Genomic DNA, 24459 nt, shown 5'->3' with positions numbered 1-24459 from the left:
ATTTTTTAGAAAAAGAGAGTTCAATAAAACAAACACCTGCACCAAACCGTAAAAAATAATAAAAAGGCAAACTATGGGAACAGATATCCGCCCGCTAATCGGCGTTACTGCAGATACCACAATGGATGGCCTGCACCGGGTGCATCAGGCCGGAGAAAAGTACCTTGCCTCCATTGTCCATGGTGCCAATGCCATTCCCGTCATTATCCCTTCTCTACCGGTAGCTCTGAATAGTCAGGATATTCTAGAGCAGCTTGATGGCCTTCTGGTTACTGGCGGCTACTCAAATATAGAGCCCTGGCGCTATGGTGGTGCACCGGCTGGCCCGGATGCACATGAAGATGCCCAGAGAGACAATACAACACTGCAACTCATCCCTGATGCCATAGAACTGGGTATTCCTTTATTAGGCATTTGTCGTGGATTTCAGGAAATGAACGTGGCTTTTGGTGGAACATTGCACCAGAAGCTGCATGAAACCGGCCAATACCAGGAACATCGTGAAGATAAAAAAGCCCCTTTAGATGTGCAGTACGGACCAGCTCACCCCGTCGTGATTGAGCCCGGAGGTATCCTTGCAGCTATTGCGGGTACCGGTGAACAAATGGTCAATACGGTTCATATGCAGGGTATTGATCGCCTGGGAGAAGGCTTGAAAATCGAAGCCTGTGCACCAGATGGTCTGGTCGAAGCCATTTCCGTTCAAAACAGCAAAAATTTTGCACTCGCCGTTCAGTGGCACCCTGAATACAAGGTTTCCGAGAACCTGTTTTCCATGACGATCTATCAGGCATTTGCCGAAGCCTGTCGCACAAGGCATTACCAACGGTTCCATCGTCATCAATAAGAACGATAACAACAAAAATGATACTATGAAAAAACTGGCTAGCTGGTTAAAAGAGCAAAAAATCACCGAAGTCGAAGCTGTAATCTCCGACTTTACCGGTATTGCCCGGGGCAAAATCATGCCCAGCAATAAATTTATTGCAGAAAAGGGAATACGTCTTCCGGAAAGCGTACTGATTCAGGGCGTAACCGGGGATTACGTCGACGACGAAATCTATAACGAACTGATGAGCCCGGCTGAGATCGATATGATTCTCAAGCCTGATGAGTCTGCTGTCCACATGGTACCCTGGGCTCTGGAGCCAACGGCGCTGGTTATCCATGACTGCTACGATAAGCAGGGTAACCTGATCAGCATGGCTCCCAGGGCTGTCCTCAAAAATGTTCTGGCACTTTATGAAGCCAGAGGCTGGACGCCGGTTGTTGCACCAGAGCTTGAATTTTATCTGACCAAAAGAACAGCAAACCCGGATCACCCTCTTCAGCCCCCCGTTGGCCGATCTGGCCGGCCAGAGTCTGGTCGTCAATCCTACAGTATTGATGCTGCCAATGAATATGACCCACTGTTTGAAGATGTCTATGACTGGTGTGAAGAGCAGGGGCTGGATGTAGACACCCTGATTCATGAAGAAGGTGCGGCCCAGATGGAAATCAATTTCCGCCATGGTGATGCACTGTCTCTGGCAGACCAGGTATTTGTCTTCAAAAGAACCGTCCGTGAAGCAGCCTTAAAGCACGATATTAATGCCACGTTTATGGCTAAGCCCATCAGTGGTGAACCTGGCAGCTCAATGCATCTGCACCAGAGCATTCTGGATAACAAAGGGAATAACATCTTCAGCAACGAAGATGGCTCTCCCAGCAAAATGATTTACCACTATATTGGTGGGCTTCAAAAGTATGTCTCTGAAGCCATGCCACTTTTTGCTCCTAACGTAAACTCCTATCGTCGTTTTCTCAGGGATACCTCTGCACCTGTGAATCTGGCCTGGGGAATTGACAATCGTACCGTCAGCTTGAGAATCCCAGACTCATCTGCAGCAGGTCGTCGTGTAGAAAACAGGCTGGCAGGAGCCGATGCGAACCCATACCTCGCCTTTGCAGCCTCACTGCTCTGTGGCTACCTGGGCATGATTAATGAAGCAGAGCCAACAGAGGCAGTAACAGGAAATGCCTCTGATGACTCTAACGACAAGAGACTTCCACTTAATCTTGAGGAAGCCCTTGAGCTGATGGAGCAGAGTGAAATTCTTAAAGAGACTCTGGGAACGCAGTTTGTCCGCTCCTATGTTGAGGTGAAGCGTGCCGAATACCAGAACTTTAAAGAGATTATCAGCTCCTGGGAGCGTGAATATCTGCAAATGACAGTGTGATTACCCAAACAATAATAACAAGAGCAGGAATAATAATATGAGTCATGCTATTGCTGAGCCAGTAAAAAGCGCTGTAACGATTCAGAAAGCGGAACAGACCACAACCCAAAGGCAGGAAAAAAATCATAAACATCACCTGCACCCATTTGCAGATAATGGCGCCCTGAAAGAAGAAGGTGCGAGAATTATTGAAAAAGCCGACGGGGTTTATCTGTACGACAGCGATCAGAATAAAATTCTTGATGGTATGGCCGGGCTCTGGTGTGTCAACGTTGGTTATGGTCGTCATGAGCTGGTTGAAGCAGCCTGCAATCAGATGAAAGAGCTGCCTTATTACAATACTTTCTTTAAAACCACCCATAACCCGGCTATTCAGCTGGCTGAGAAGCTGGCTGAGATCACCCCCGAACATATGCACCACGTCTTTTTCACCGGTTCGGGGTCAGAGTGTAACGATACCGTGCTGCGTATGGTCCGCCATTACTGGGCCACCAAAGGCCAGCCAGAGAAACAGGTGATCATCAGCCGGGAGAATGCCTACCACGGTTCTACCGTAGCCGGAGCCAGCCTGGGTGGCATGAAGCCCATGCACAAACAGGGTGGCCTGCCGATTCCTGGCATTGTCCATATTCAGCAACCCTACTGGTATGGTGAAGGAGGTGATCTAACCCCTGAAGAGTTTGGGCTCAAAGCAGCACAGGCACTGGAAGAAAAAATTCTTGAGCTGGGTGAAGACAAGGTAGCGGCATTCATTGCTGAACCTATCCAGGGTGCAGGTGGTGTTATTGTTCCACCCACCACCTACTGGCCGGAAATCAAACGTATCCTGAATAAATACGACATTCTCCTTGTGGTCGATGAAGTCATCTGTGGCTTTGGTCGCACCGGTGAATGGTTTGGCAGTGATTACTACGACCTCAGGCCAGACCTGATGCCCATGGCCAAAGGCATGTCCTCTGGCTATCTGCCTATTGGTGGAGTTATGGTCAGCGACAGGGTGGCTGAGATTGTTCAGTCTGGTGGTGACTTTAACCATGGCTTCACCTATTCAGGTCATCCAACGGCTGCTGCAGTTGCACTGGAAAACATCAGAATCCTGCAGGACGAAAAGATCATTGAAAAGGCGAAAGCAGAAACCGGACCCTACCTGCAGAAGCGCTGGGCTGAACTGACAGAGCACCCCCTGGTCGGTGAAACCCGTGGCGTCGGCATGGTTGCTGCACTGGAACTTACCAATAACAAGGAAGCAAGAACCCGTTTTGATGATGAAGGCACTGCAGGCACCGTCTGTCGTGACTTCTGTTTCAAAAATGGTCTGGTGATGCGTGCTGTTGGCGATACCATGATCATTTCTCCACCGCTGATCATCAGTCACACTGAAATTGATGAGCTGGTGACCAAAGCACGGAAGTGTCTTGATTTAACTTTGGAGTATCTCAACTCTTAAAGTGAAGGAGCAGAGATAGTGGAAATCACTCCACAGTGTTGTTATCGTCCGTGCCTCACATCAATGCTGTGAGCTGGTAGGCATTGATTCATTGGAATCAATGCCTATCGATTTATAGTGAAATAACAAGAATAAACAAAGGACTACCAATGATCAGAAATCTGGGAAAATCTCTGATTACAGCAGCCGTCACATGCACAATGATGGCCTCTCCGCTGGCTATGGCCAAAGAAAAGACATTGAATGTCTATAACTGGTCTGACTACATTGCCGAAGACACCATTGCCAACTTTGAGAAAGAAACGGGTATCAAGGTTCGCTATGATGTTTTTGACAGTAATGAAGTACTCGAAGCCAAGCTGCTGTCAGGAAAAACTGGCTACGATATTGTAGTTCCATCGGCATCATTCATGGCCCGCCAGATTCAGGCAGGCGTATTTAAAGAGCTCGATAAGAGCAAACTTCCAGACTGGAAGCACCTGGATGATGAAATCATGGGCCTGGTTGAAACCTACGACCAGGAAAACAAACATTCCTTCCCTTATCTCTGGGGTACCACAGGTATTGGTTACAACCCGGACCTGGTTGAGAAATACCTCGGCGAAGAGGCGCCTGTTGACAGCTGGTCTCTGGTTTTTGAAGAAGAAAATATCAGTAAACTGAGCAAATGTGGTGTTGCCTTCCTGAATGCCCCAACCGAGGTTGTACCAGCAGCTCTCAGCTACCTGGGCCTTGATCCTAACTCCACGAATAAAGCGGATTATGCAAAAGCAGAAGAACTGTTAATGAAAGTAAGGCCATACATTACTTACTTCCATTCCTCCCGCTTTATTTCCGATCTTGCTAACGGCGATATCTGTGTTGCTATTGGCTGGTCCGGTGACGTCCTGCAGGCCAGCGATCGTGCTTATGAAGCTGACAACGGAGTTGTTGTTGAATACACCATTCCAAAGGAAGGTGCAGGCATGTGGTTTGATATGCTTGCCATCCCGAATGATGCTGAAAATGTTGATGAAGCATACGCTTTCCTGAACTACCTCCTGAAGCCTGACGTTATGGCTGAAATCAGTAACTACGTTGCTTACGCCAGTGCGAACAAGTCATCCGAGGCTCTTGTCGATGAGGAAATCCGGGAGAATCCGGGAATCTACCCAACAGAGAGTGCAAAAAAGAACCTTTATGTTTTTGAGGTGCTGCCTCCAAAAATCAATCGGGTAATTAACCGTTCATTCACTAATGTAACTGCTGGACAGTAATTAACGACCCGTTTCCTGGCTCTTTAACCCTGAAGAGTCAGGAAGCCATTAATTCACTGTCGATATGATTTGAAAAGCAGAGAGCTTGTTGCAAAGAGCATCTGACTGCTGTTTTTTGCAATCGACTCTTTGATTCATTTGACAACATTACAAATTATTCATTGTGAACTGCCATCACAGGCAGCTCATACCACCTGAAAATCATAAAAAGAAAAGAAAAGAAAGGTGTAAGTCACATGTCCAATATTGACGTAGCCTCTCCAGGTAGCATTGAACAAAAGCCAATGTTACAGATTCAAAACGTTACCAAAAAGTTTGATGATGTACTGGCCGTCGACCACGTTTCCCTTGATATTCCCAAAGGGGAGATCTTTGCGCTGCTCGGTGCATCCGGCTCAGGCAAGTCAACATTATTGAGAATGCTGGCAGGGTTTGACAAACCGACTTCTGGCCAGATCATCCTTGGTGGGCAGGACATAACCAGCCTCCCCCCCTACGAGCGCCCCATTAATATGATGTTTCAGTCTTATGCACTGTTTCCTCATATGACGGTTGAACAGAACATTGCCTATGGCTTAAAGCAGGACAAGCTCCCGAAAGATAAAATTCAAAAGAAAGTGGATGAGATGCTCAATCTTGTCCATATGACACAGTACGCAAAACGTAAGCCTCATCAACTCTCTGGTGGACAACGGCAGCGTGTTGCACTGGCAAGGAGCCTGGCAAAAGAACCCCAGCTGCTTCTGCTTGATGAGCCTATGGGTGCCCTGGATAAAAAGCTTAGAACCCGTATGCAGCTGGAACTGGTCGAAATCATTGAACAAGTTGGCGTTACCTGTCTGATGGTTACCCACGATCAGGAAGAAGCCATGACCATGGCTCACCGCATTGCCATCATGGATGCCGGCTGGATTGTTCAGGTTGGATCCCCTACCGATATATACGAAACTCCCAACAGCCGCATGGCCGCCGAATTTATTGGTTCCATCAATATGTTCGAAGGAAAGATCACTCAGGATGAGGCAGACCATGTCGTTATTGAATCACACCTGTTGAATGCCCCTGTCCGCATCGGTCATGGTATTGCCACTGCACTTGAAAACCCTGACGTCTGGGTCGCTATTCGCCCGGAAAAAACACGCATCACGCGAGACAAACCAGCTACTGATATTAACTGGTCTTCAGGCATCATTGATGACATTGCCTATCTTGGCACCCACTCTGTTTATTACGTTCGCCTCGATTCCGGAAAAATCATCCAGGCCAACATGGCCAATACCGAGCGACACGGAGAGCGCCCCACCTGGAATGACCCTGTTTACGTCAGCTGGGAAGAGTCCAGCCCTGTAGTTCTTAACAATTAAGGGAGGGACAATGCTATGGAAGTAACCAATGTACAACAGGGAAATTCTGTCTTCGGCGTTATCAAGCAGATATTTCCGGGAAGAAAGTTGCTGATTGCCACGCCTTATCTATGGCTGCTGCTGTTTTTCCTGGTGCCTTTTGCCATCGTCCTGAAGATCAGTTTCTCAGAAATGGTCATCGCCATTCCACCCTACAGTGACCTGGTCGAATTTGCCGATGAAACACTGAATATCAGCATTAACCTTGGCAACTACCTCTTCCTTGCTGAAGATGATATGTACATAAGGGCATACTTCAGCTCCATCCAAATTGCCTTTAACGCCACCCTGCTATGTCTGCTACTCGGTTATCCCATGGCCTATGCCATGGCAAGGGCGCCCCAGCATATGCAGACCACATTATTACTGCTGATCCTGCTCCCTTCATGGACCTCTTTTCTGATCCGTATATACGCCTGGATGGGGATCCTGAAGAACAACGGGTTGATCAATAACCTGTTGATGGCTCTGGGCATTATTGATGATCCCATCATCATGATGAATACAAACTTTGCCGTTTATATCGGGATTGTCTATGCCTACCTGCCCTTTATGGTGCTTCCACTTTATGCAAATCTGGTCAAACATGATCACTCCCTGCTGGAGGCCTCAGCAGACTTGGGTGCACGACCCTGGAAAACCTTTTTGTCAGTCACCCTCCCATTATCAAAATCCGGAGTTATTGCCGGCTCCATGCTGGTCTTTATTCCGGCAGTGGGTGAATTTGTTATCCCTGAGCTACTGGGTGGACCGGACAGCCTGATGATCGGAAAAGTCCTGTGGCAGGAGTTTTTTAACAACCGAGACTGGCCGGTAGCTTCCGCATTGGCCATGGTCATGCTGCTGCTGTTAATTATTCCAATGGCTCTGTTCCATCACTATCAATCAAAAGAGCTGGAGAGCACCAATGAAAAATAAAATCACGTTCTCCAATATGATTCTGATTCTGGGTCTGGTGTTCTTGTACCTGCCCATGCTCATACTGATGATTTACTCTTTCAATGAATCCAGACTGGTGACGGTATGGGCTGGTTTCTCCACCAAATGGTACGGTGAGCTTTTTGAAGACCAGCAGTTGCTTGCAGCGATTGGCATGAGTCTCAAGATTGCCTTCTGGAGTTCCTGCATGGCGGTTGTACTGGGCACCATGGCCGCCTTTGTCATGACCCGGTATAACCGCTTCCGCGGTAAGACGGCATTCTCCAGTATGATCACCGCGCCCCTGGTCATGCCGGATGTGATTACCGGTCTGTCACTGCTCCTGCTGTTTGTTGCCATGGCCAATTCGATAGGCTGGCCTGAGGAGCGGGGTATGCTGACCATCTGGATTGCCCATGTCACCTTCTGCGCAGCCTATGCGACCGTGGTCATCTCATCCCGCCTGCGGGAAGTGGATCGCTCTATTGAAGAAGCTGCTATGGACCTAGGAGCGACGCCTTTTAAAACTTTCTTTCAGATCACACTGCCCGGTATTGCCCCTGCCCTGGCGGCTGGCTGCTGTCTTTTACCCTGTCACTGGACGACCTGGTTATCGCCAGCTTTGTTTCCGGCCCGGGAGCAACAACACTACCCATGGTTGTATTCTCATCGGTACGCCTGGGGATCACTCCAAAAATCAATGCGTTGGCAACCTTGATTATTCTGGCCGTCTCCCTGGCTGCATTTATCACCTGGTGGTTTATGCGCCGTCAGGAAGCTCGGCGACTGCAGATGATGCAATTGGGTGATGACTTCTTTGATGAAAGTGATGAAGAATCAACCAAAACAGGAGATATGGAAGGTCGTCGTATAAAATCGACGTACAAAGTCGAGAGTCCAGAGTCAGCAACGGTGTAACTCCCCACAGAGTCAAGCTGGCTTAAGCTCCTGTTTTCCCCGGTTAACAGGAGCTGATGCTCATGGAAAACTTCAAGGAGGACCTGCTTTGGATGTAGGAACACGGTTAAAAGCCGTTCGAATTATGCATAACCTCTCCCAGCGAGAGCTGGCAAAACGCGCTGGTGTTACCAATAGCACCATTTCAATGATTGAGAAAAACAGTGTCAGCCCATCAGTCAGCTCCCTGAAAAAAGTACTCAGTGGCATTCCCATGTCTCTGGTAACTTTTTTCTCTCTGGAGATGGATGAGCAGGGCTATGAGCCCGTGGTCTATCGTTCGGAAGAACTCTCCCCAATGATCATGGACAAGATACAAATCAAGGTTATCGGTCAGCACAAGGCTAACCGTGGCATGGCTTTTATGGATGAGTGCTATCCACCCAATTCTGATACCGGCGATGAAATGCTCTGCCATGAAGGTGAAGAAGCGGGCATCATTATTGAAGGTCAACTCGAGCTTACCGTTGGTAATGATATCTACCTGCTGAACCCTGGCGACAGCTATTACTTCGACAGTAACCGCCCTCACCGCTTCCGCAACCCCAGTGATGACGAAGAGTGTCGCCTGATCAGTTGCACCACTCCCAGTAATTTCTGACCTTATGGGCCACTGATTATTCTCCCAAGGAATACGCGTCGTGGCTCCCTGATGCAATTCGCAAATTACTTTGAACTTATCCCTTTACCTTCCAGTAAGGGGAAGGGTTATGCTTACCCAATGATGAATCAATCAGTGGCAAAATAGCCACAGGAGCATAACCCATGACCGCCCGAGAAACTGAGCTGCGAGTGAGTGGTCTTCGCTGTGCCGGCTGTGTTGGCAAGGTAGAAAAAGCCCTGCTTGCGGTTGCCGGCGTTACTGAAGCCAGCGTCAATCTTGCTGACCGTACCGCAAGGGTTGCCGGAACTGCTGCTACGGAAGAGTTAGTCAGTGCCATAGAAGGTGTTGGTTTTAGCGCTGAGCTTGTTTCTGGGGTAAAAACCTCAGTAATCACTTCCGTCCCCTCTATGAACTGCGCCTCCTGCGTTGGGAAAATTGAGAAGTCACTGCAAGGTATAGATGGTGTCAAGGGAACCGTTAATCTCGTTGATAAAACCGTTCTGGTAGAAAGCATCAGCGATATGGATATTTATAAAAATATCGATACCGTGCTTGCAGCACTCGAAAAGGCTGGTTTTCCCGGCACTGTTCTCAATCTTGAAGAAGGCTCATTTGAGAAACAACAGGAGCAGCAGGAAGCAGAAGACAGGCGACGTTATCGCTATCTACTGAAACATACAGCCATCGCCCTGGGTCTTGGGATCCCGCTGATGATCTGGGGAATGGTTACCGGAGAGATGAGCGTCAACAACACTCAGGAGCAGGTTGCCTGGGGAGTTGTTGGCATACTGACCGGGCTGATTCTGTATTTCTCCGGAGGGCACTTTTTCACTGGCATGTGGCAGTCCCTGAAACATCGTAATGCCAATATGGACACTCTGGTGGCACTAGGCACCGGTGCAGCCTGGCTCTTTTCCATGATCGTTGTACTTTTTCCAGGGTGGCTGCCAGCCAGTGCCCGGCATGTCTATTTTGAAGCTTCCGCCATGATTATCGGCCTGATTAACCTGGGCCATGCGCTTGAGTTGAGGGCCAGGGGTAAAACCAGTGAAGCGGTCAAACGTCTGCTTGGGCTCCAGGCCAAAACAGCTCGTGTAATTCGTGATGGGAAAGAGCTGGATATCCCTGTGCAGCAAGTACGCAAAGGCGATACGCTCAGGGTACGCCCCGGAGAGAAGATTCCGGTGGATGGCAAGATTGTTGATGGCAACAGCTTTGTAGACGAGTCCATGCTGACGGGTGAGCCTATTCCCGTAGAAAAGAATGTGGGCGATACCATTACCGCCGGTACTCTGAATAAAAATGGCTCGCTGCTGTTTATCGCGGAAAAAGTGGGCAGCGAAACCGCTCTTGCACAGATTATCGCCCTGGTTAAAAAAGCCCAAAGTTCCAAGATGCCGATTGCCCGGCTGGCCGATAAAATTTCCAGCATCTTTGTTCCGGCAGTTATTCTGATTGCCATACTGGCTGCCGCTGTCTGGTTTTTTGTTGGGCCTGAGCCTAAGGTTGCCCATATGCTGGTGGTCACCACCACGGTGCTGATCATAGCCTGCCCCTGTGCTCTGGGTCTTGCTACCCCTATGTCAGTCATGGTGGGTGTGGGGAAAGCGGCAGAACTGGGTATTTTGATCCGCAAGGGGGATGCATTGCAGCAGGCCAGCAAGCTGACGACACTGGTTCTGGATAAAACAGGAACCATCACTGAAGGCCGCCCTACTGTTACCGGGATTGTCAGCCTTGAGCTATATACAGAAGCGGAACTCTTAGTGCTGGCTGCCAGCCTGGAGCAGGGTTCAGAACACCCCCTTGCTGAAGCGATTGTTGAGTCCGCTCAATCTAAGCAAATAGCACTTAAATCCGTTGAGGGTTTTCAGGCCATACCCGGTCATGGCGTATCCGGCAAAGTCGATGGTCATGTATTGCTGTTAGGTAATGAAAAGCTGATGAAGGACAATGGCCTCAACGTTGAAAATCTTTTCAGTAAAGCAGAGCAACTGGCAGAACAGGGACAGACCCCGATGTTTATGGCGATTGATCATCAACTGGCCGGCATCATCTCGGTTTCTGACCCTATCCGTTCTGATTCACAGGCAGCCATCAAGCGACTGCATAAACTCGGTATCAAGGTGGTCATGCTCACAGGTGATAACCGGTTAACCGCACAGGCCATTGCCAGACAGGCTGGTATCAATGAGTTCCATGCAGAAGTTCTGCCGGAAGATAAAGCAGGCCATGTAAAACAGCTGCAACAGGATGGACATAAAGTGGGAATGGCCGGTGACGGCATCAACGATGCCCCCGCCCTGGCCCAGTCCGATGTTGGCTTTGCCATTGGCACTGGCACTGATGTTGCCATTGAGTCTGCGGATGTGACCCTGATGGGCGCTTCTCTTCACGGTGTTGCCGATGCCATTGAGCTTTCAAGGGCAACACTGAGAAACATCAAACAGAACCTGTTTGGTGCCTTTATCTACAACTCACTGGGCATACCAATCGCTGCGGGTATTCTATTTCCCTTTACCGGTATGCTGCTCAATCCGGTCATAGCCGGTGGAGCCATGGCACTGTCGTCGGTTACCGTGGTTTCCAATGCCAATCGGTTAAGGTGGTTCAAACCATCAGCAAATAAACATCATATGTCGTAAAATAAGAAGACAGGCAGTTTCAGGATAACCTCCAGCTCACCTTCTGGATTGTAATGTAGCCTGAGGCTGCCATCATAACTCCTTGCCAGAGCGTCCGGTCACCAGGCCACTACCATTAGCATCGATTGTAATGTTGATCTGATCGCTAGTCCGCATTGGCCTCCCCCCCCCATAAACCACCTGCAGAGCAGACTTGATCATGATTCCCAGGGGTTCCAGATCACAGATAAACGGCTCCCGTTTGGCATCATCATCCAGCATTTCTGTACGAAGCCTCAGACGGATAATCGGCGTTTTCAGGTCATGGGATATCCCTGAGAACAACAGCCAGTTTTTTTGTACAAGCTGGATGCCATTGCCGCCTGTGTAGTTGGCGGGGTCTCTTTTGCCGGTGGTGTTGGCAGTAACATGGGCGTGGTGACGGGAGTATTGATCTTCACTATTATCAACTACGGTATGACCTTATCGGCATCAATCCCTACTGGCCGTTTATTATCAAGGGAAGAATTATTATCTTTGCCTTAGCTCTGGACTCCATGAAATACGAAGATAAGAAATAATTATCTGACCTCTACCGTTTCATAACAGTGTGTTTCTGAACTAATGCTGTTTTGTTCTGTCCTATATCAAGGTTTCACTATTAAGTATGTATATTCGTGAAGATAAAGACTCTGCCCTGCATTTTAAGAATCCTTTGTGGCTTATTTCCACTTGTCCTTTCCGCTGGATGGTCTGATGAAAGCGGAGTTCCAGCTTCTGCTCCGCTCTCATCCCGCCTCGATCAGGCAATGTATGTTGATCCCGAAGCCATTGTCAGCATTCAAAACAAATACCATGCATTCATTGAATTCTCCGATAAAAAAGGGGGTGAAGAACAACAGACAACGGGTGATGAATTGATTGAGATCGGCAAAATAATAGGAATGGGTGTGGTTGCTGCAATTTTATATGGGGTAATCCATGACTTAATCACCACCCAGATTAATTTTGCCTATTTCTCCGACTTGTACCTTACGCACCATGGAGCACACACCCTGAGGTATTTCCCATTTGTATACAATTCGGAGTCACGTGTTCTCTATGCTCTGCTCTGGGGCACTATTGCCACATGGTGGGTTGGGCTGCCTATTGGAGGGCTTTCTGCTCTATCAGCCAGAATCAGCTCCGATGCACCTAAAATGGGCTGGCATGATCTTGTTTATCCAGTCGTAACCATGCTGGGTACAAACCTCGCAATAGCTTTGGTTTCCGGAGGGTTAACGTATTTAATATCAGGTAGCAGCTTTCAAACAGTAGCCGCTATGCATAATAGTTCATACCTTTTTGGTATTATCGGAGGCATCCTACTACCACTGTATATTTATTCATCCCGCCTTGAGGCAACCAGCATTGCACAAAAGCAATGTGTCGGTTTCACAAAAGACATAATGGCGCTATTTAACGAACACCCAGAAAACATTGAAATACAGGCTCTGATCAAATTACATCTGAACTCGCCGTATGGAAATTGCAAACAGGCAATGTAGTCTGCTCCGTCCGTTTCGATACTTAGTAAACAGGCATTTCTGAACTTAAGTAGGATTTTGTTAGCGATTCAAGTAGTGTTTTATCTAGTTTTAGATATCAAACTCTTTAGAGCCACTCGATTTTGAATATTTCTCAAGCTGCCAAGGTGACCGGTTTAACGGCCAAAACCATTCGCTATTATGAAAGCCGAAACCTCATATCACCGGCTTCACGACTGTCTAATGGCTACCGTGACTATAACGATAGCCATATAAGAGAGTTGTCGTTTGTTCACCACGCCCGCGAGTTGGGCTTCACGCTTGAAGAATGCGCTGGTTTGCTTGAACTCTATAGAAACAAGGAACGAAAAAGCAGCGATGTCAAAGCACTGGCTCAGCAGAAAATCGCTGATGTCGAAAACAAAATCACTCAGTTGCAAACGATCAGAGAAAGTCTGCAGGATCTGGTCAGCTGCTGTCAGGGTGATGACCAGCCAGCCTGTCCAATTCTGGAAAAGCTGGCAGGGTAGTGTCAAACGAGTCCTTATGTGGTTTGATCAAGAAAGTTCAGCACCTGTTCAGCAACTGACTCAGGTGAAGAGTCGGCTGAAATTTCAAGATGCCGCTTCAACTCACCTCTACCCAGCAATCCGGATAACATACCTTTCAAACCACGTTGCTGACGATCGACTTCAAACCAGAGTTTAAGCTGTTGCTCATCACGCCAGGCGACGATTTCCAGCTCCCGCCAGCGCCCGAGAAACTGCCCTGATACCGGAATGAACTCAAACTCCTGAACAAACGGCAGTTCAAAGCCGCTGGCTGCTTCACATTCAGCCTGACGCAACTGCAAACCTGCCTGGGTGAGTCCATCAAACAGACCGGCCATCAATGCATCCGGCCTGACCACCAGCAGGTCAGTATCCGACGGGTCAATGGCAAACTGGATATCAAGCCCCGTTTCCAGCCATACCTTCCCCTCTCCCAGGGTAATGGGTGTGTTATATGGCAAAATAAAACTGGCATTGAATATTCGCTCTTCATCCGGAGCAATCATAAAGGTTTCTGGCAATGACCACTGGCTCAAAGAGAACGTCTGTTTTACCTTTTCAGTAAGGGTCCCTTCGTCACCTCCTTTACGCTTTTCAAGTTCTTCAAAATACTGGCAGCAGATATTCAGATAGATGTTATCAATCTGTTGCTCAGCTACTCCCCCTTTCACCCGAATGGTGAAATCCACCCGCTTACCAGGAATCAGTTCTGGCTGCTCAAGCACAGCATCCACTTTTGCGGCACCTATAGACAGTGACGCCATTGCTTTTTTCAGTAGTGACATAGATATCCAACAACTAAAAAACAGAGTAATCAGTTTGGCCAGTGCAACTGACCATCGATGACCAGAACACAATCCATACCTGCAGCCGTAGCGGCCTCCCGGCCAAGTTCAGTATCCTCAAACACCAGGCATCTCTCCGACGCGACCCCCACCAGAGCAGCAGCCTTCAGAAAGGTTTCCGGGTGTGGCTTGCCATTTTTAACATCGGTGACCGTAACCAGAGCGTCCAGGCGTTCCAGCAGCCCAACACCAGTCAGCAGTTCCTCAGCATGAGGACGGATAGCACCAGTACCCACCGCCAGTTTCTTATTGCCTTCACAGTGGGTAAAAACAGCATAAGTCTCATCAATCAGGACTGGGCCACTGTATATGTCTTCCCAGATGAGACATTTGGTTTCAGCAAGAACACTGGAATCCTGCGACAGATTATAACGCTGCTTGACCAGTTCAGCCGTCCGTGCAGTAGAGACACCTCCCAGAGAGTAGTGCCACGCCCGGTCAAAAGGAAATCCATATTTCTCAGACACCCTACGCCATGCCTCAAGATGAGTTGGCATGGAGTCAATGAGTGTGCCATCCATATCAAAAATAATGGCATCGTAACTGGCAAGTTTATCGAGCATGAAGCACTGTATTCCGTTGATAACGGTTGCAACAGGCAACCGAATAAAACGGTGAATGATAAACCCCAATGCCTGTCATTCAAATTCCCGAAAAACTCCATCCAATAAAAAAATGGGCGTATTCGCCCATTTTTTTATTGCTGAAAGATAAGCTGAGATCAGTGCGAAGCAAAAACACTCATCCTGCCATCTTTTTTGTAGGCGATGGTCTGGTATGGGTCTTTGCGGTCACCATACTCCATGCCTGGAGAGCCCATGGGCATACCGGGAACCGTAATTCCACGAACATCCGGTTTTTCCGTCAACAGTCGAACCACATCCGATGCTGGCACATGTCCTTCAATGGCATAGCCACCCACAAAGGAAGTGTGACAAGAGCCCGTACCGTAAGGAAGGTTCGCCTTCTCCTTATATTTACCCATATCCTGAACATCATGGGCCATCACCTGAAAGCCGTTCTCTTCCATATGTTTGATCCATTCGGAGCAGCAGCCACAGGTGGGCGACTTATAGGTCATAATCATTGGAAATTTTTCGGCCGCGTAACCAGCCAGAGAGTTCAGCAGTAATGTAGCGCCCAGTACCATTGCCTTGGTCTTTTTCATTAGGTTTACTCCATTTTCTTTCTTTGATAATAACAATCTCTAACGAGACACTAGGTTATAAAACTGTATTTTCCGGTCTGTTTAATAAGCGACAGTGCCACAAAAAATACACCGCAGGAACCATGACCAGCGTCACCAGCAGAGAGCTGGCAATACCCCCGATCATGGGTCCGGCAATTCGTTGCATGACTTCTCCGCCCGTCCCGTCATTCAGCATGACAGGAATCAATCCCACCAGAATGGTCATGACCGTCATCATAATGGGGCGAAGGCGTAATACCGCTCCAACCATGACGGCATCATGAATATCCTGTGGTGTGAGTTGATCAACAGATTGTCGACGTGAAGCCAGAGACTGATTCAGATACACCAGCATCATGATGGCATTACCTACCGTCACACCCGCCAGGGCAATAAAACCAACCCCCACGGCAACGGAGAAGTTATAGCCCTGAATGGCCATCAACCAGACCCCTCCCAACATGGCAAAAGGCAGCGTAGCCATGATGGTGATCACCTCAAAAGCCTGTCTGAACGTCAGGAACAGTATGATGGTGATAAAGAACAGGGTGGCCGGAATAATAATGGACAGCCGTTCATTGGCTCTTTCCATGTATTCGTACTGCCCGGTCCAGTCCAGAGAGTAGCCTGCAGGCAACTCAAGTTCCGCAGACACCAACGCTTTTGCCTCATCCACATAAGAGCCCAGGTCACGATTCTCAATATCCACCAGCACACGCCCCGCTGGCCGGGCATTTTCCGAGCGGATCGCTCCCGGACCATCTTCGACCCTGACGGTCGCTACATCACCCAGTGCAATGCTCTGACCGGTCGGGGTAACCACCGGCAGTAATTTCAACTGCTCTACCGAGTTACGGAAAGACTGAGGATAACGCAGGTTAACCGGATACCGCTCCAACCCCTCAACCGTGGTCGTCACATTCATTCCACCAATGGCCGAGGCCGCAACGTCCTGAAGGTCACTGATATTCAAACCAAACCGGGCAGCCTGGGTGCGATCGATATCAATATTGATGTAACGGCCACCCGCCACCCGCTCCGCATAGACCGACAACGTACCCGGCACAGACTGCAGAATGTTCTCCAGTTCCCGGCCAATGTCTTCTATCACCTCAAGATCCGGACCAGTTACCTGAATGCCAACAGGCGTTTTTATCCCCGTCGACAGCATATCGATACGGGTTCGTATAGGCATAACCCAGGCATTACTGACACCCGGCAGTTTGACCAGTGACTCCAGATCCGCACGCAGCGTATCTGGCGTCACCCCTTCCCGCCATTCTCTGCGTGGTTTCAGCTGAACCACCGTTTCGATCATGGTCAACGGTGAAGGGTCGGTTGCGGTTTCTGCCCTGCCCACTTTGCCAAACACCGTTTCCACTTCCGGTACGGTTTTAATCAATCGGTCAGTCTGTTGCAGCAACTGCCGGGCCTTACCCACTGATATGCCGGCATAAGTGGTTGGCATATACATCAGGTCACCTTCATCCAGTGGAGGCATAAACTCGCTGCCAATATTGGCCGCTGGCAACAGCCCAAGCACCAGAATCACCAGCATCCCGATGAGCAGAGTTCTAGGACGATCCAGTGCCTGCTTCACCAGTGGTCGATAAGCCCACATCATCCAGCGGTTCACCGGATTCTGCTGTTCATCACGAACCTGCCCTCTGACCAGCAGACCGATCAGTACCGGAACCAGTGTAATGGTCAATCCGGCTGCCACGGCCATGGCATAGGACTTGGTAAACGCCAGAGGAGAGAACATTCGCCCTTCCTGCGCCTGCAGACTGAACACCGGCATAAAGCTGACCGCTTCAATCAACAGGGAGAAAAACAACGGTGGCCCGACTTCCAGTGACGACTGCCTGACCACTGCCCATCGGTTGGCAGCTGTAATCCTGACCCGCTGCATATGCTTGTGAAAGTTCTCTATCATCACGATAGAGCCATCCACCATGGAGCCAATGGCAACGGCAATACCCCCAAGGGACATGATATTGGCGTTCAACCCCTGGAGGTACATAATGACAAACGCGCCCAGAATCCCCAGTGGCAGACTGATGACAATGACCAGCGATGAACGGAAGTGCATCAGGAACAGCGCACAGATGGCCACCACAATCACCAGCTGGAGTAGCAGTGTTCCCGTCAGGGTAGCAATGGAATCATCCACCAGGCCTGAGCGATCATAAGTCGTGATAATTTCTACGCCTTCTGGAAGACCTTTCTGCAGTTCACCGAGTTTGGTCCTGACCGCGCTAATCACTTCTCTGGCATTCTCGCCATAGCGCATCACGATAATGCCGCCGACGACTTCACCTTCGCCATTCAGTTCAGCAATGCCCCGACGCATCTGAGGCCCTTCCTGTACCGTGGCGACATCCCCCACCGTTAAGGGGGTGCCTTCAGCCGTCACCATCAGTGGCACACGACGAATATCTTCTACCCCCTGGAGATAGCCTGTAATACGAACAATGTATTCCGCCTCTGCCAGCTCAATAGCTGAAGCACCCGCTTCACGGTTACCCATTGCCAACGCCTCCTTCAGCTTCTGAAGAGGAATACCGTAGGCTCTCAGCTTGTAAGGATCCGCAATTACCTGATACTGGCGCACCATGCCACCCACTGTCGCCACTTCGCTCACGCCAGCCACCGATTGCAACGGGTACTTCAGATACCAGTCCTGCAGACTGCGTAATTGAGCCAGGTCATGCCTGCCAGTCCGATCAACCAGGGCATAGTTATAAACCCAGCCTACCCCTGTGGCATCAGGCCCAAGCGCCGTTCTTGCCTCTGCAGGCAAATTACCCTGCACCTGGTTCAGGTACTCAAGCACCCGTGATCGAGCCCAGTAAAGATCCGTTCCATCTTCAAACAGAATGTACACGTAAGAAGTGCCAAACATTGAGGAACCGCGGACATCCACGGCTCCGGGAACCGACATCATGGCGGTGGTCAACGGATAGGTCACCTGATCTTCCACCAGCCGGGGCGCCTGTCCCGGATAATCCGTTTTGATAATGACCTGAACATCCGACAGATCGGGCAAGGCATCCACTGGCGTATTGTTCGTCACCCATACACCACCCACCAGCAGTGCAAGCGCTGCCAGGAGTACCAGAAAACGATTCCCCAGCGACTCATGAATTATCGCTTTGATCATATCCTGCCTCCTTAATGCCCCATGGCCTTATGGTCAATCGTGCTGTGATCCACTGGCATGGAGCCCATATCATGGCCGGAATGATCCATAGTGCTGTGATCCATCGGCATGGAGCCCATATCATGACCGGAATGATCCATGGTGCTGTGATCCATCGGCATGGAACCCATATCATGCCCTGAATGATCCATGGTGCTGTGATCCATCGGCATTGAGCCCATATCATGAGCGGAATGATCCATGGTGCTGTGATCCATCGGCATGGAGCCCATATCATGACCGGAATGATCCATGGTGCTGTGATCCATCGGCATGGAGCCCATATCATGGCCGGAGTGGTCCATAACCTGCTCAGCATCAAAGCGGGTCAGGTCCGCATTAATACTGGACTCCGAATCCAGCAGAAACTGGGCAGAAGTGACCACCCGATCCCCTTCCGACAACCCTTTCAAAACTTCTACCTGATCACCGACCTGACGCCCGGTTGATACTTTTACTGAACGATACCTGCCACCGCCCAGCGCTCTGACAACCCGCTGCAACTCTTCTGTCTCAATCACCGCTTCAGCCGGCACTGTTAATGTGAAAAAGCTTTCCAGGTCGATACGAACCTGAGAGTACATATTGGGCTTCAGGTCAGAGTCAGGGTTAGGAAACTTAAGCCGGACTCTCAGGCTGCGAGTCCGTGGATCCAGCTCTGGATAGACATAGTCCACAGTACCCTGCCAGAGTTTGCCCGGCAGATAGTCAACGGACATAAAGGCTGCCTGTCCTTTTTTTACAAGATGAGACTGGCGCTCAAAGACATCGGCCATCACCCAGACATCATCAAGGCTGGCCAGCTCAATCAATGTTTTTGCCGGTGTGACGTAAGAGCCATCACGAATAGTAAGTTGCGAGATATAACCTGCCCGGGCCGCATAAAAGGGAAGCGTTCGCTGTATCTTTTTTTGCCGGACAATCCGGTCTATGGTCTTTTGTGGAACATCCAGAGACATAAGACGCTCCCGGGATGCCCGGATCAGGGCCGGACTTCCGGAAGCCATTGCCGCCAGCAGCTCTTCCTGGGCATTGACCAGTGTCGGTGAATAGAGGTCAAACAGACGACTGCCCTTCTCAACAAACTCACCACTGGAAGCCACTGCAAGGTTTTCCACCCAACCGTCCACGCGACTGTTCATCTGCATAAGACTATCTTCGTCGTACAACACCCTGCCAACGGTCTGCACCTGGGGTGTAAGCAGCTGCCGTCTTGCTGCAACACTCCTGACACCCAGGTTATTTTCAACTGCAGGAGAAACCGATACGGTTCCGGGGAACTGCGGCTTATCAGCCGCTTCCTCATACACAGGAACCAGATCCATTCCCATGGGTGACTTGCCGGGTTTATCTCTGCGGTAGTTAGGATCCATCGGAGCAACCCAATAAAGAGGTTCTCGTTCCTGAACTTCAGATACGATGGGGTCAGAGTGATTCAGCCAGAGGTGATAACCACCCGCTCCAGCGATAAAGGCCACAATAGCCAGGGGTAAACCCGTTATCTTCCTACTCATTGGTTGTCGCTCCCTGGCATCAGATAGTTAATACGGGCAAGGCTCTGCCCAATATCAGCTTGAAGTCGTATATATGAAAGACGGCTATCCAGAAGAGTACGGTACACCTGGATCACGCTGTTAAAGTCCTGGGTATCTGACTGATAGGCAGTCAATGCCGCCCGGGCCTGTCGTTCAACGTCAGGCAGCAAACTGCTGGTATAGTGGTCGAGGCGCTTGCTGAGACCTTGATAACGGGCAACCTCAGCATTGAATTGACCTACCAGCTGTCGTACAAGTTCCTGCCTTACTGACAGGGCTGCTTCCTTGCGGTATTCACTGGCCTGTAGCTGGCGGTTCTGTCGGTTTGCGGTGAACAGTGGAAGATCCATCATGACCATCAGGGAGTATTTATTGCGATCGTCTCCGCTTCCCATCATCGCCATATCCCCCTGCTCCCGACCATAGGCTAACTCGATACCAAACTGGGGCTTAAAGCGCTCTCTGGCCAGAGCCACGCCCTGCTCAGTCTGTTCAATTACCCGTTCAGACTCACGCACCAGAGGGTGTTGGAAAGTAATGGCTTCAACCGTATCTGCTAAAGCACCAACTGGTAACTCGAGAAGCTCCGGTAACTCCGTACTGACAAGAGAAACAGTGCTTTCACCCAGCCATCGGTTCAGTCTGGCAAGGCTCTCTGCATGGCTTGTAGAAAATGACAAAATCTGGTCATCCAGACGGGCAAGTGCCACCCGGGCGTTATAAACCTCCTGCTGCTTTTTCTTTCCCTGGCTGTACATCGACGCCGTTACCGCAATCAGCGACTCATAAAGATCACGGTCAGATGTTAACGCTCCCACGGCCCGCTGCCAGTACCAGACATCGTACCAGGCAAGCCGCACATCCCGCCGAACCAGCAATAGACGATTTTCAGCGGCGGCATCCATGGCCTCTTTTTTCAGCTGCAGCTGATTCTGCTGAATCCGGTTACTGCTGCCTCTGGGCAGCATTTGCTCCACTTTAAACTCAAGCATTCCCTGGTTCAGGGGATCCAGGTCACTCCCCGGAAGGTTCATGGTGCCAATGGATAGCTTTGGGTCCATCCACCCTCCGGCGGCGATTGACTCCTGTTCAATCATGCTCGACTGGGCGGTGAACTGCTTTACACCATTGTCCATCGCCAGAGCAAGCTGCTCGGCTTTTGCCAGTGTCAGCCCTTCGCTGGCTTTGACTGCGGCACTGCTTATCATCAGCAGACAAACGCCCAGCCCTGCAGCAAGCTGCTGACCATATCGGACAACCCCGATACTCCTATTAAGTAACATGACAATATTCCTAAAAAACAACCTTTGAAGACCGGCGCAATAGCGATATTAAGAGCTCAGCCGGCCACAGCGATTGCCGGGATAACCGGAAATCGTTCAACTGGAGTTTTCAGGAACAACTATTCAAGGAATGAAGCTTTTGCGAGGTAGATCTCGGGAAGAGATGAAAGAATATCAGGCTCAGTAAACTGCTGCCAGAAACGAACATTCGTCGTTTGGTTCAGCGTTTCCTGAACAACAATATAGAGTAGAGAGAACAGAGGTTTCAGGTCAGGGCCTGCAGAGGTTTGTAGCACCTCACCATCATTTTCACAGTCAGGACAGGCGGATTCCATTACCGCCATAGGTTCCGTGTCCATGGCACAGCAGTCATGGAGGATTTCGACATCTGCCGCCGATTCAGCATGGCTTAATTCTGCTGTGACAACATCAACTGAAAAGCTTTCTCCCTGATGATGCGCAGCCTGCGCTTCTGCAACTGTCATCAGACAAAATTGCAGAACAGACAGCAGCATCATGACCATAAAGGCCATGCTCAATGAGCGGCGATGACGATGATGCAAAGTCTGAAGCATTTGACTATCTGGACTGATGACTTAACTGGTTATTGGGACGAATATAACCATTATCATCGGCAGTAAGTCAATCTTGATCAGCCCTTAACAATGAATGAGTATTGACGCAAGGCAACTGACACAGGATCAAGCATCGTGCAAAAACAATAATCAACTGCTAAGGTGGGCCCTGCCTGACAGATTAACACGCAAGTCACTGTTATGCGCTCAATCGGATGTTCTAGGGCCTGTTGACATTTCGTTGCGTGCTCAGTGACCCAGAAAAGCGTCATATGCGCGAAAGACTTGTGCAGCGTGTAGTGTTCTACATCAAACAAGTCTGACAAAACAGATGGCGCTTTTCTGGGCCACCCTGCGGGCGGATCAGGGCGCCCCTATGACTTCGTTGCGGCATTTTGAAAGGCAACCAGCCTTACTGCAATGCCATGCCTCGTCATAGGAGCGCCCTGATCCGCTGAGCACACAACGAAACGTCAACAGGCCCTAAGAAACATCAGGTGTGCAGGGTGACTGTGGCAATCATTTCAACCGGTTCCTGCACAGTGCCAACAATGTATAAAAAGCACTTGAGGTGCCTTAATGGAAAGAATCTGGATCAAGCAGCCACTGGCTGTCTTCACTGCCAATGACCTGGACGCCAGTAACGGTATTGTGATCGAAGGTGAACGAATTGTTGAAGTACTGGGAGCAGGTCAGGAGCCCGGTACTCCCTGCAGAACAATCGTTGATGCCCGGGACCAGGTCCTGTTGCCCGGCCTGATTAATACCCACCACCATTTCTACCAGACCCTGACACGCTGCTGCCCACCCGCCCTGAATAAGAAGCTGTTTCCCTGGCTGCAGACCCTTTACCCCATCTGGGCTGGTTTAACGTCTCAAATGCATCAGCAATCCAGCAGACTTGCCATGATTGAACTTCTGCTTTCTGGCTGTACGACGATGGCTGATCACCACTACCTTTTCCCCCGGGGTTTGGAAAGTGCCATTGATATTCAGGCAGAAACGGCTCTCTCACTGGGGGTTCGGGCGACATTAACCCGAGGTTCAATGACACTGAGCCAGAAAGAAGGTGGCTTACCACCGGAATCAGTGGTTCAGAGTGAACAGGCCATTATGGACGACTCCGAACGTCTTATCCGGAAATACCATCAGAACGATAATCGCCAGCTGGTTGAAATTGCACTTGCCCCCTGCTCACCCTTCTCTGTCACCACTGAGATTATGAAAGAGAGTGCAAAACTGGCCACCCAATACAATGTTCATCTGCACACCCATCTGGCAGAAACCGAGGATGAGAATAACTTCTGCCTGAAAATGTTTGGCTTGAGACCGCTGGACTATCTCGAGGAAGTTGGCTGGTTGCATAACCGCACCTGGCTGGCTCACGGGATCCATTTCAATGATGAAGAAGTCCAGCGACTGGGCAAAGCAGGAACCGGCATCTGTCACTGCCCTTCGTCCAATATGATTCTTGCTTCCGGTATCTGTCGGGTCAAAGAGCTCAAGGAGGCCGGTTGTCGCGTAGGGCTGGGAGTGGATGGCAGTGCGTCCAATGATCACAGCAACCTGATGCAGGAAGTTCGTCAGGCCCTACTGATCCAGCGCCTTCGATATCAGGCGGATGAATTCACCCATTACGATGCTCTATACCTGGCCACCAAAGGCAGTGCCGAAGTGCTGGGGCGTGAGGATATCGGTGAACTGGCAGTGGGTAAAAAGGCAGACATCGGGCTCTATAAACTGGACGAGCCTCGATTCAGTGGTGCTCATGACCCATTAGCAGCACTGGTCGTTTGTGGTGCTAATAGCGCCAATAGCGTTATGGTAAATGGTGAGTGGCTGGTAAAAGATCGGGAGTGGCTGGGTGGAGATTTACAGGAGCTGATGGCTAATCATCACAAAGCAGCAAAAGCGCTTTACCAATAAAATCTCTTCTGCAATAAAAAAGGGAAGCCAGGTGCTTCCCTTTTCAATACTAAGTAACTGTCCTTAAATAACCTCCACATTTCAACAAACGCTACCCGCTGCCCGCTCCCCGAAAAAGCCGAAGCCGACTGTGCTTTTGCGGGCAGCGGCTTTTTTACAATCCCTGGTAAAATGACGAAGTTATTCCTGGACAAACCAAACGATACCAAATCAGGCCGTTTTCAACATCCACTCCGTTTCCAGTGCGGTCACATGACGCTCAAAGCGTTGTAATACCAATCGCATTTTCTAAATCCTTAAGCTGCCGCCAACTATGCTTAGGCATCATTACCATGCATTATCTAGAACAGATGTCTCGTCGACCACAGCTACCCGAAGGTTTTAATGATGTTGATTTTC

General features: G+C 49.7%; 20 protein-coding genes and 1 pseudogene. 13 read left to right on the top strand and 8 right to left on the bottom strand.

All coding sequences use genetic code 11. The features are described from left to right. Positions 1-73 precede the first annotated feature (73 nt). The 9 genes and pseudogenes from AK963_RS09440 (at position 74) to AK963_RS09400 (ending at position 11449) form a co-directional block, all read left to right on the top strand. The gene (locus AK963_RS09440) at positions 74-847 is read left to right on the top strand and encodes a gamma-glutamyl-gamma-aminobutyrate hydrolase family protein (protein ID WP_066015211.1); all 774 of its coding nucleotides are present in this window, start codon (positions 74-76) and stop codon (positions 845-847) included. A 25-nt stretch (positions 848-872) separates the two neighbouring features. Next, complete coding sequence (locus tag AK963_RS09435) at positions 873-2219, top strand: glutamine synthetase family protein (RefSeq protein WP_066015210.1); 1347 nt, start codon at positions 873-875, stop codon at positions 2217-2219. A 37-nt stretch (positions 2220-2256) separates the two neighbouring features. Beyond that, a complete protein-coding gene (locus AK963_RS09430) occupies positions 2257-3666 on the top strand; it encodes an aspartate aminotransferase family protein (RefSeq protein WP_238593682.1) in 1410 nt (469 codons plus the stop codon). Between the two features lie 149 nt (positions 3667-3815). Further along, positions 3816-4922, top strand: coding sequence for an extracellular solute-binding protein (locus tag AK963_RS09425; RefSeq protein ID WP_066015209.1), 1107 nt, complete (start codon positions 3816-3818; stop codon positions 4920-4922). 284 nt (positions 4923-5206) lie between these two features. Next, entirely contained in the window at positions 5207-6286 is a 1080-nt protein-coding gene (locus AK963_RS09420) for an ABC transporter ATP-binding protein (RefSeq protein WP_419834479.1), read from the top strand. A gap of 15 nt (positions 6287-6301) precedes the next feature. After that, a complete protein-coding gene (locus tag AK963_RS09415) occupies positions 6302-7243 on the top strand; it encodes an ABC transporter permease subunit (RefSeq protein ID WP_066015207.1) in 942 nt (313 codons plus the stop codon). Continuing rightward, positions 7233-8161, top strand: a pseudogene (locus AK963_RS09410) (ABC transporter permease subunit). The gene AK963_RS09415 and the pseudogene AK963_RS09410 overlap by 11 nt, the downstream one beginning before the upstream one ends. Positions 8162-8249: 88 nt before the next feature. Then, positions 8250-8801 carry a cupin domain-containing protein gene (locus AK963_RS09405; protein ID WP_066015206.1) on the top strand — a complete coding sequence of 184 codons (552 nt, stop codon included), beginning with the start codon at positions 8250-8252 and terminating at the stop codon, positions 8799-8801. Between the two features lie 164 nt (positions 8802-8965). Further along, the gene (locus AK963_RS09400) at positions 8966-11449 is read left to right on the top strand and encodes a heavy metal translocating P-type ATPase (RefSeq protein ID WP_083232558.1); all 2484 of its coding nucleotides are present in this window, start codon (positions 8966-8968) and stop codon (positions 11447-11449) included. Positions 11450-11521: 72 nt separating this feature from the next. Here AK963_RS09400 and AK963_RS36770 read toward each other — a convergent pair whose 3' ends face one another. Further along, on the bottom strand, positions 11522-11773 hold the full coding sequence (locus AK963_RS36770) for a hypothetical protein (protein WP_083232557.1): 252 nt from the start codon (positions 11771-11773) through the stop codon (positions 11522-11524). Positions 11774-11785: 12 nt separating this feature from the next. Here AK963_RS36770 and AK963_RS35230 point away from each other — a divergent pair, with 12 nt between their 5' ends. From AK963_RS35230 to cueR, 3 genes are all read left to right on the top strand, one after another. Then, complete coding sequence (locus AK963_RS35230; RefSeq protein WP_066015204.1) at positions 11786-11974, top strand: hypothetical protein; 189 nt, start codon at positions 11786-11788, stop codon at positions 11972-11974. 131 nt (positions 11975-12105) lie between these two features. Beyond that, positions 12106-12975: a hypothetical protein gene (locus AK963_RS09385; RefSeq protein ID WP_139117327.1), complete on the top strand. Its 870-nt coding sequence runs from the start codon at positions 12106-12108 to the stop codon at positions 12973-12975. A gap of 122 nt (positions 12976-13097) precedes the next feature. Beyond that, entirely contained in the window at positions 13098-13484 is a 387-nt protein-coding gene (cueR, locus tag AK963_RS09380; RefSeq protein WP_066015202.1) for a Cu(I)-responsive transcriptional regulator, read from the top strand. Between the two features lie 14 nt (positions 13485-13498). Here cueR and AK963_RS09375 read toward each other — a convergent pair whose 3' ends face one another. The 7 genes from AK963_RS09375 to AK963_RS09345 all read right to left on the bottom strand — a co-directional run bounded on the left by AK963_RS09375 (position 13499) and on the right by AK963_RS09345 (position 22134). Beyond that, on the bottom strand, positions 13499-14290 hold the full coding sequence (locus AK963_RS09375; RefSeq protein WP_066015201.1) for a sporulation protein: 792 nt from the start codon (positions 14288-14290) through the stop codon (positions 13499-13501). Positions 14291-14319: 29 nt separating this feature from the next. Further along, entirely contained in the window at positions 14320-14913 is a 594-nt protein-coding gene (locus AK963_RS09370) for an HAD family hydrolase (RefSeq protein WP_066015214.1), read from the bottom strand. 158 nt (positions 14914-15071) lie between these two features. Next, entirely contained in the window at positions 15072-15518 is a 447-nt protein-coding gene (locus AK963_RS09365) for a DUF411 domain-containing protein (RefSeq protein WP_066015200.1), read from the bottom strand. A gap of 55 nt (positions 15519-15573) precedes the next feature. After that, positions 15574-18702, bottom strand: a complete 3129-nt coding sequence (locus AK963_RS09360) for an efflux RND transporter permease subunit (protein ID WP_066015199.1) — start codon at positions 18700-18702, stop codon at positions 15574-15576. 11 nt (positions 18703-18713) lie between these two features. Then, a complete protein-coding gene (locus AK963_RS09355) occupies positions 18714-20255 on the bottom strand; it encodes an efflux RND transporter periplasmic adaptor subunit (protein ID WP_066015198.1) in 1542 nt (513 codons plus the stop codon). Further along, positions 20252-21559: a TolC family protein gene (locus AK963_RS09350; protein ID WP_066015197.1), complete on the bottom strand. Its 1308-nt coding sequence runs from the start codon at positions 21557-21559 to the stop codon at positions 20252-20254. Before AK963_RS09350 ends, AK963_RS09355 begins: the two co-directional genes overlap by 4 nt. A 119-nt stretch (positions 21560-21678) precedes the next feature. After that, positions 21679-22134 (bottom strand): hypothetical protein, encoded by a 456-nt coding sequence (locus tag AK963_RS09345; protein ID WP_066015196.1) that lies wholly within the window; start codon positions 22132-22134, stop codon positions 21679-21681. A 579-nt stretch (positions 22135-22713) separates the two neighbouring features. Here AK963_RS09345 and AK963_RS09340 point away from each other — a divergent pair. Beyond that, positions 22714-24060 carry an 8-oxoguanine deaminase gene (locus AK963_RS09340; RefSeq protein ID WP_066015195.1) on the top strand — a complete coding sequence of 449 codons (1347 nt, stop codon included), beginning with the start codon at positions 22714-22716 and terminating at the stop codon, positions 24058-24060. The last annotated feature ends 399 nt before the right edge of the window (positions 24061-24459 follow it).

It is taken from the genome of Endozoicomonas atrinae (assembly GCF_001647025.1).
GTDB classification, from domain to species: Bacteria; Pseudomonadota; Gammaproteobacteria; order Pseudomonadales; family Endozoicomonadaceae; genus Endozoicomonas; species Endozoicomonas atrinae.
Note: the sequence above shows the minus strand (reverse complement) of the source record. Positions and strands in the feature narration are given on the sequence as shown.

What these genes read in the sequence shown, in the direction of transcription:
- AK963_RS09440 (WP_066015211.1), top strand. Translation starts at nt 74, where the DNA reads ATGGGAACAGATATCCGCCCGCTAATCGGCGTTACTGCAGATACCACA.
- AK963_RS09435 (WP_066015210.1), top strand. Translation starts at nt 873, where the DNA reads ATGAAAAAACTGGCTAGCTGGTTAAAAGAGCAAAAAATCACCGAAGTC.
- AK963_RS09430 (WP_238593682.1), top strand. Translation starts at nt 2,257, where the DNA reads ATGAGTCATGCTATTGCTGAGCCAGTAAAAAGCGCTGTAACGATTCAG.
- AK963_RS09425 (WP_066015209.1), top strand. Translation starts at nt 3,816, where the DNA reads ATGATCAGAAATCTGGGAAAATCTCTGATTACAGCAGCCGTCACATGC.
- AK963_RS09420 (WP_419834479.1), top strand. Translation starts at nt 5,207, where the DNA reads ATGTTACAGATTCAAAACGTTACCAAAAAGTTTGATGATGTACTGGCC.
- AK963_RS09415 (WP_066015207.1), top strand. Translation starts at nt 6,302, where the DNA reads ATGGAAGTAACCAATGTACAACAGGGAAATTCTGTCTTCGGCGTTATC.
- AK963_RS09400 (WP_083232558.1), top strand. Translation starts at nt 8,966, where the DNA reads ATGACCGCCCGAGAAACTGAGCTGCGAGTGAGTGGTCTTCGCTGTGCC.
- AK963_RS09375 (WP_066015201.1), bottom strand. Translation starts at nt 14,290, where the DNA reads ATGTCACTACTGAAAAAAGCAATGGCGTCACTGTCTATAGGTGCCGCA.
- AK963_RS09370 (WP_066015214.1), bottom strand. Translation starts at nt 14,913, where the DNA reads ATGCTCGATAAACTTGCCAGTTACGATGCCATTATTTTTGATATGGAT.
- AK963_RS09365 (WP_066015200.1), bottom strand. Translation starts at nt 15,518, where the DNA reads ATGAAAAAGACCAAGGCAATGGTACTGGGCGCTACATTACTGCTGAAC.
- AK963_RS09360 (WP_066015199.1), bottom strand. Translation starts at nt 18,702, where the DNA reads ATGATCAAAGCGATAATTCATGAGTCGCTGGGGAATCGTTTTCTGGTA.
- AK963_RS09355 (WP_066015198.1), bottom strand. Translation starts at nt 20,255, where the DNA reads ATGAGTAGGAAGATAACGGGTTTACCCCTGGCTATTGTGGCCTTTATC.
- AK963_RS09350 (WP_066015197.1), bottom strand. Translation starts at nt 21,559, where the DNA reads ATGTTACTTAATAGGAGTATCGGGGTTGTCCGATATGGTCAGCAGCTT.
- AK963_RS09345 (WP_066015196.1), bottom strand. Translation starts at nt 22,134, where the DNA reads ATGCTTCAGACTTTGCATCATCGTCATCGCCGCTCATTGAGCATGGCC.
- AK963_RS09340 (WP_066015195.1), top strand. Translation starts at nt 22,714, where the DNA reads ATGGAAAGAATCTGGATCAAGCAGCCACTGGCTGTCTTCACTGCCAAT.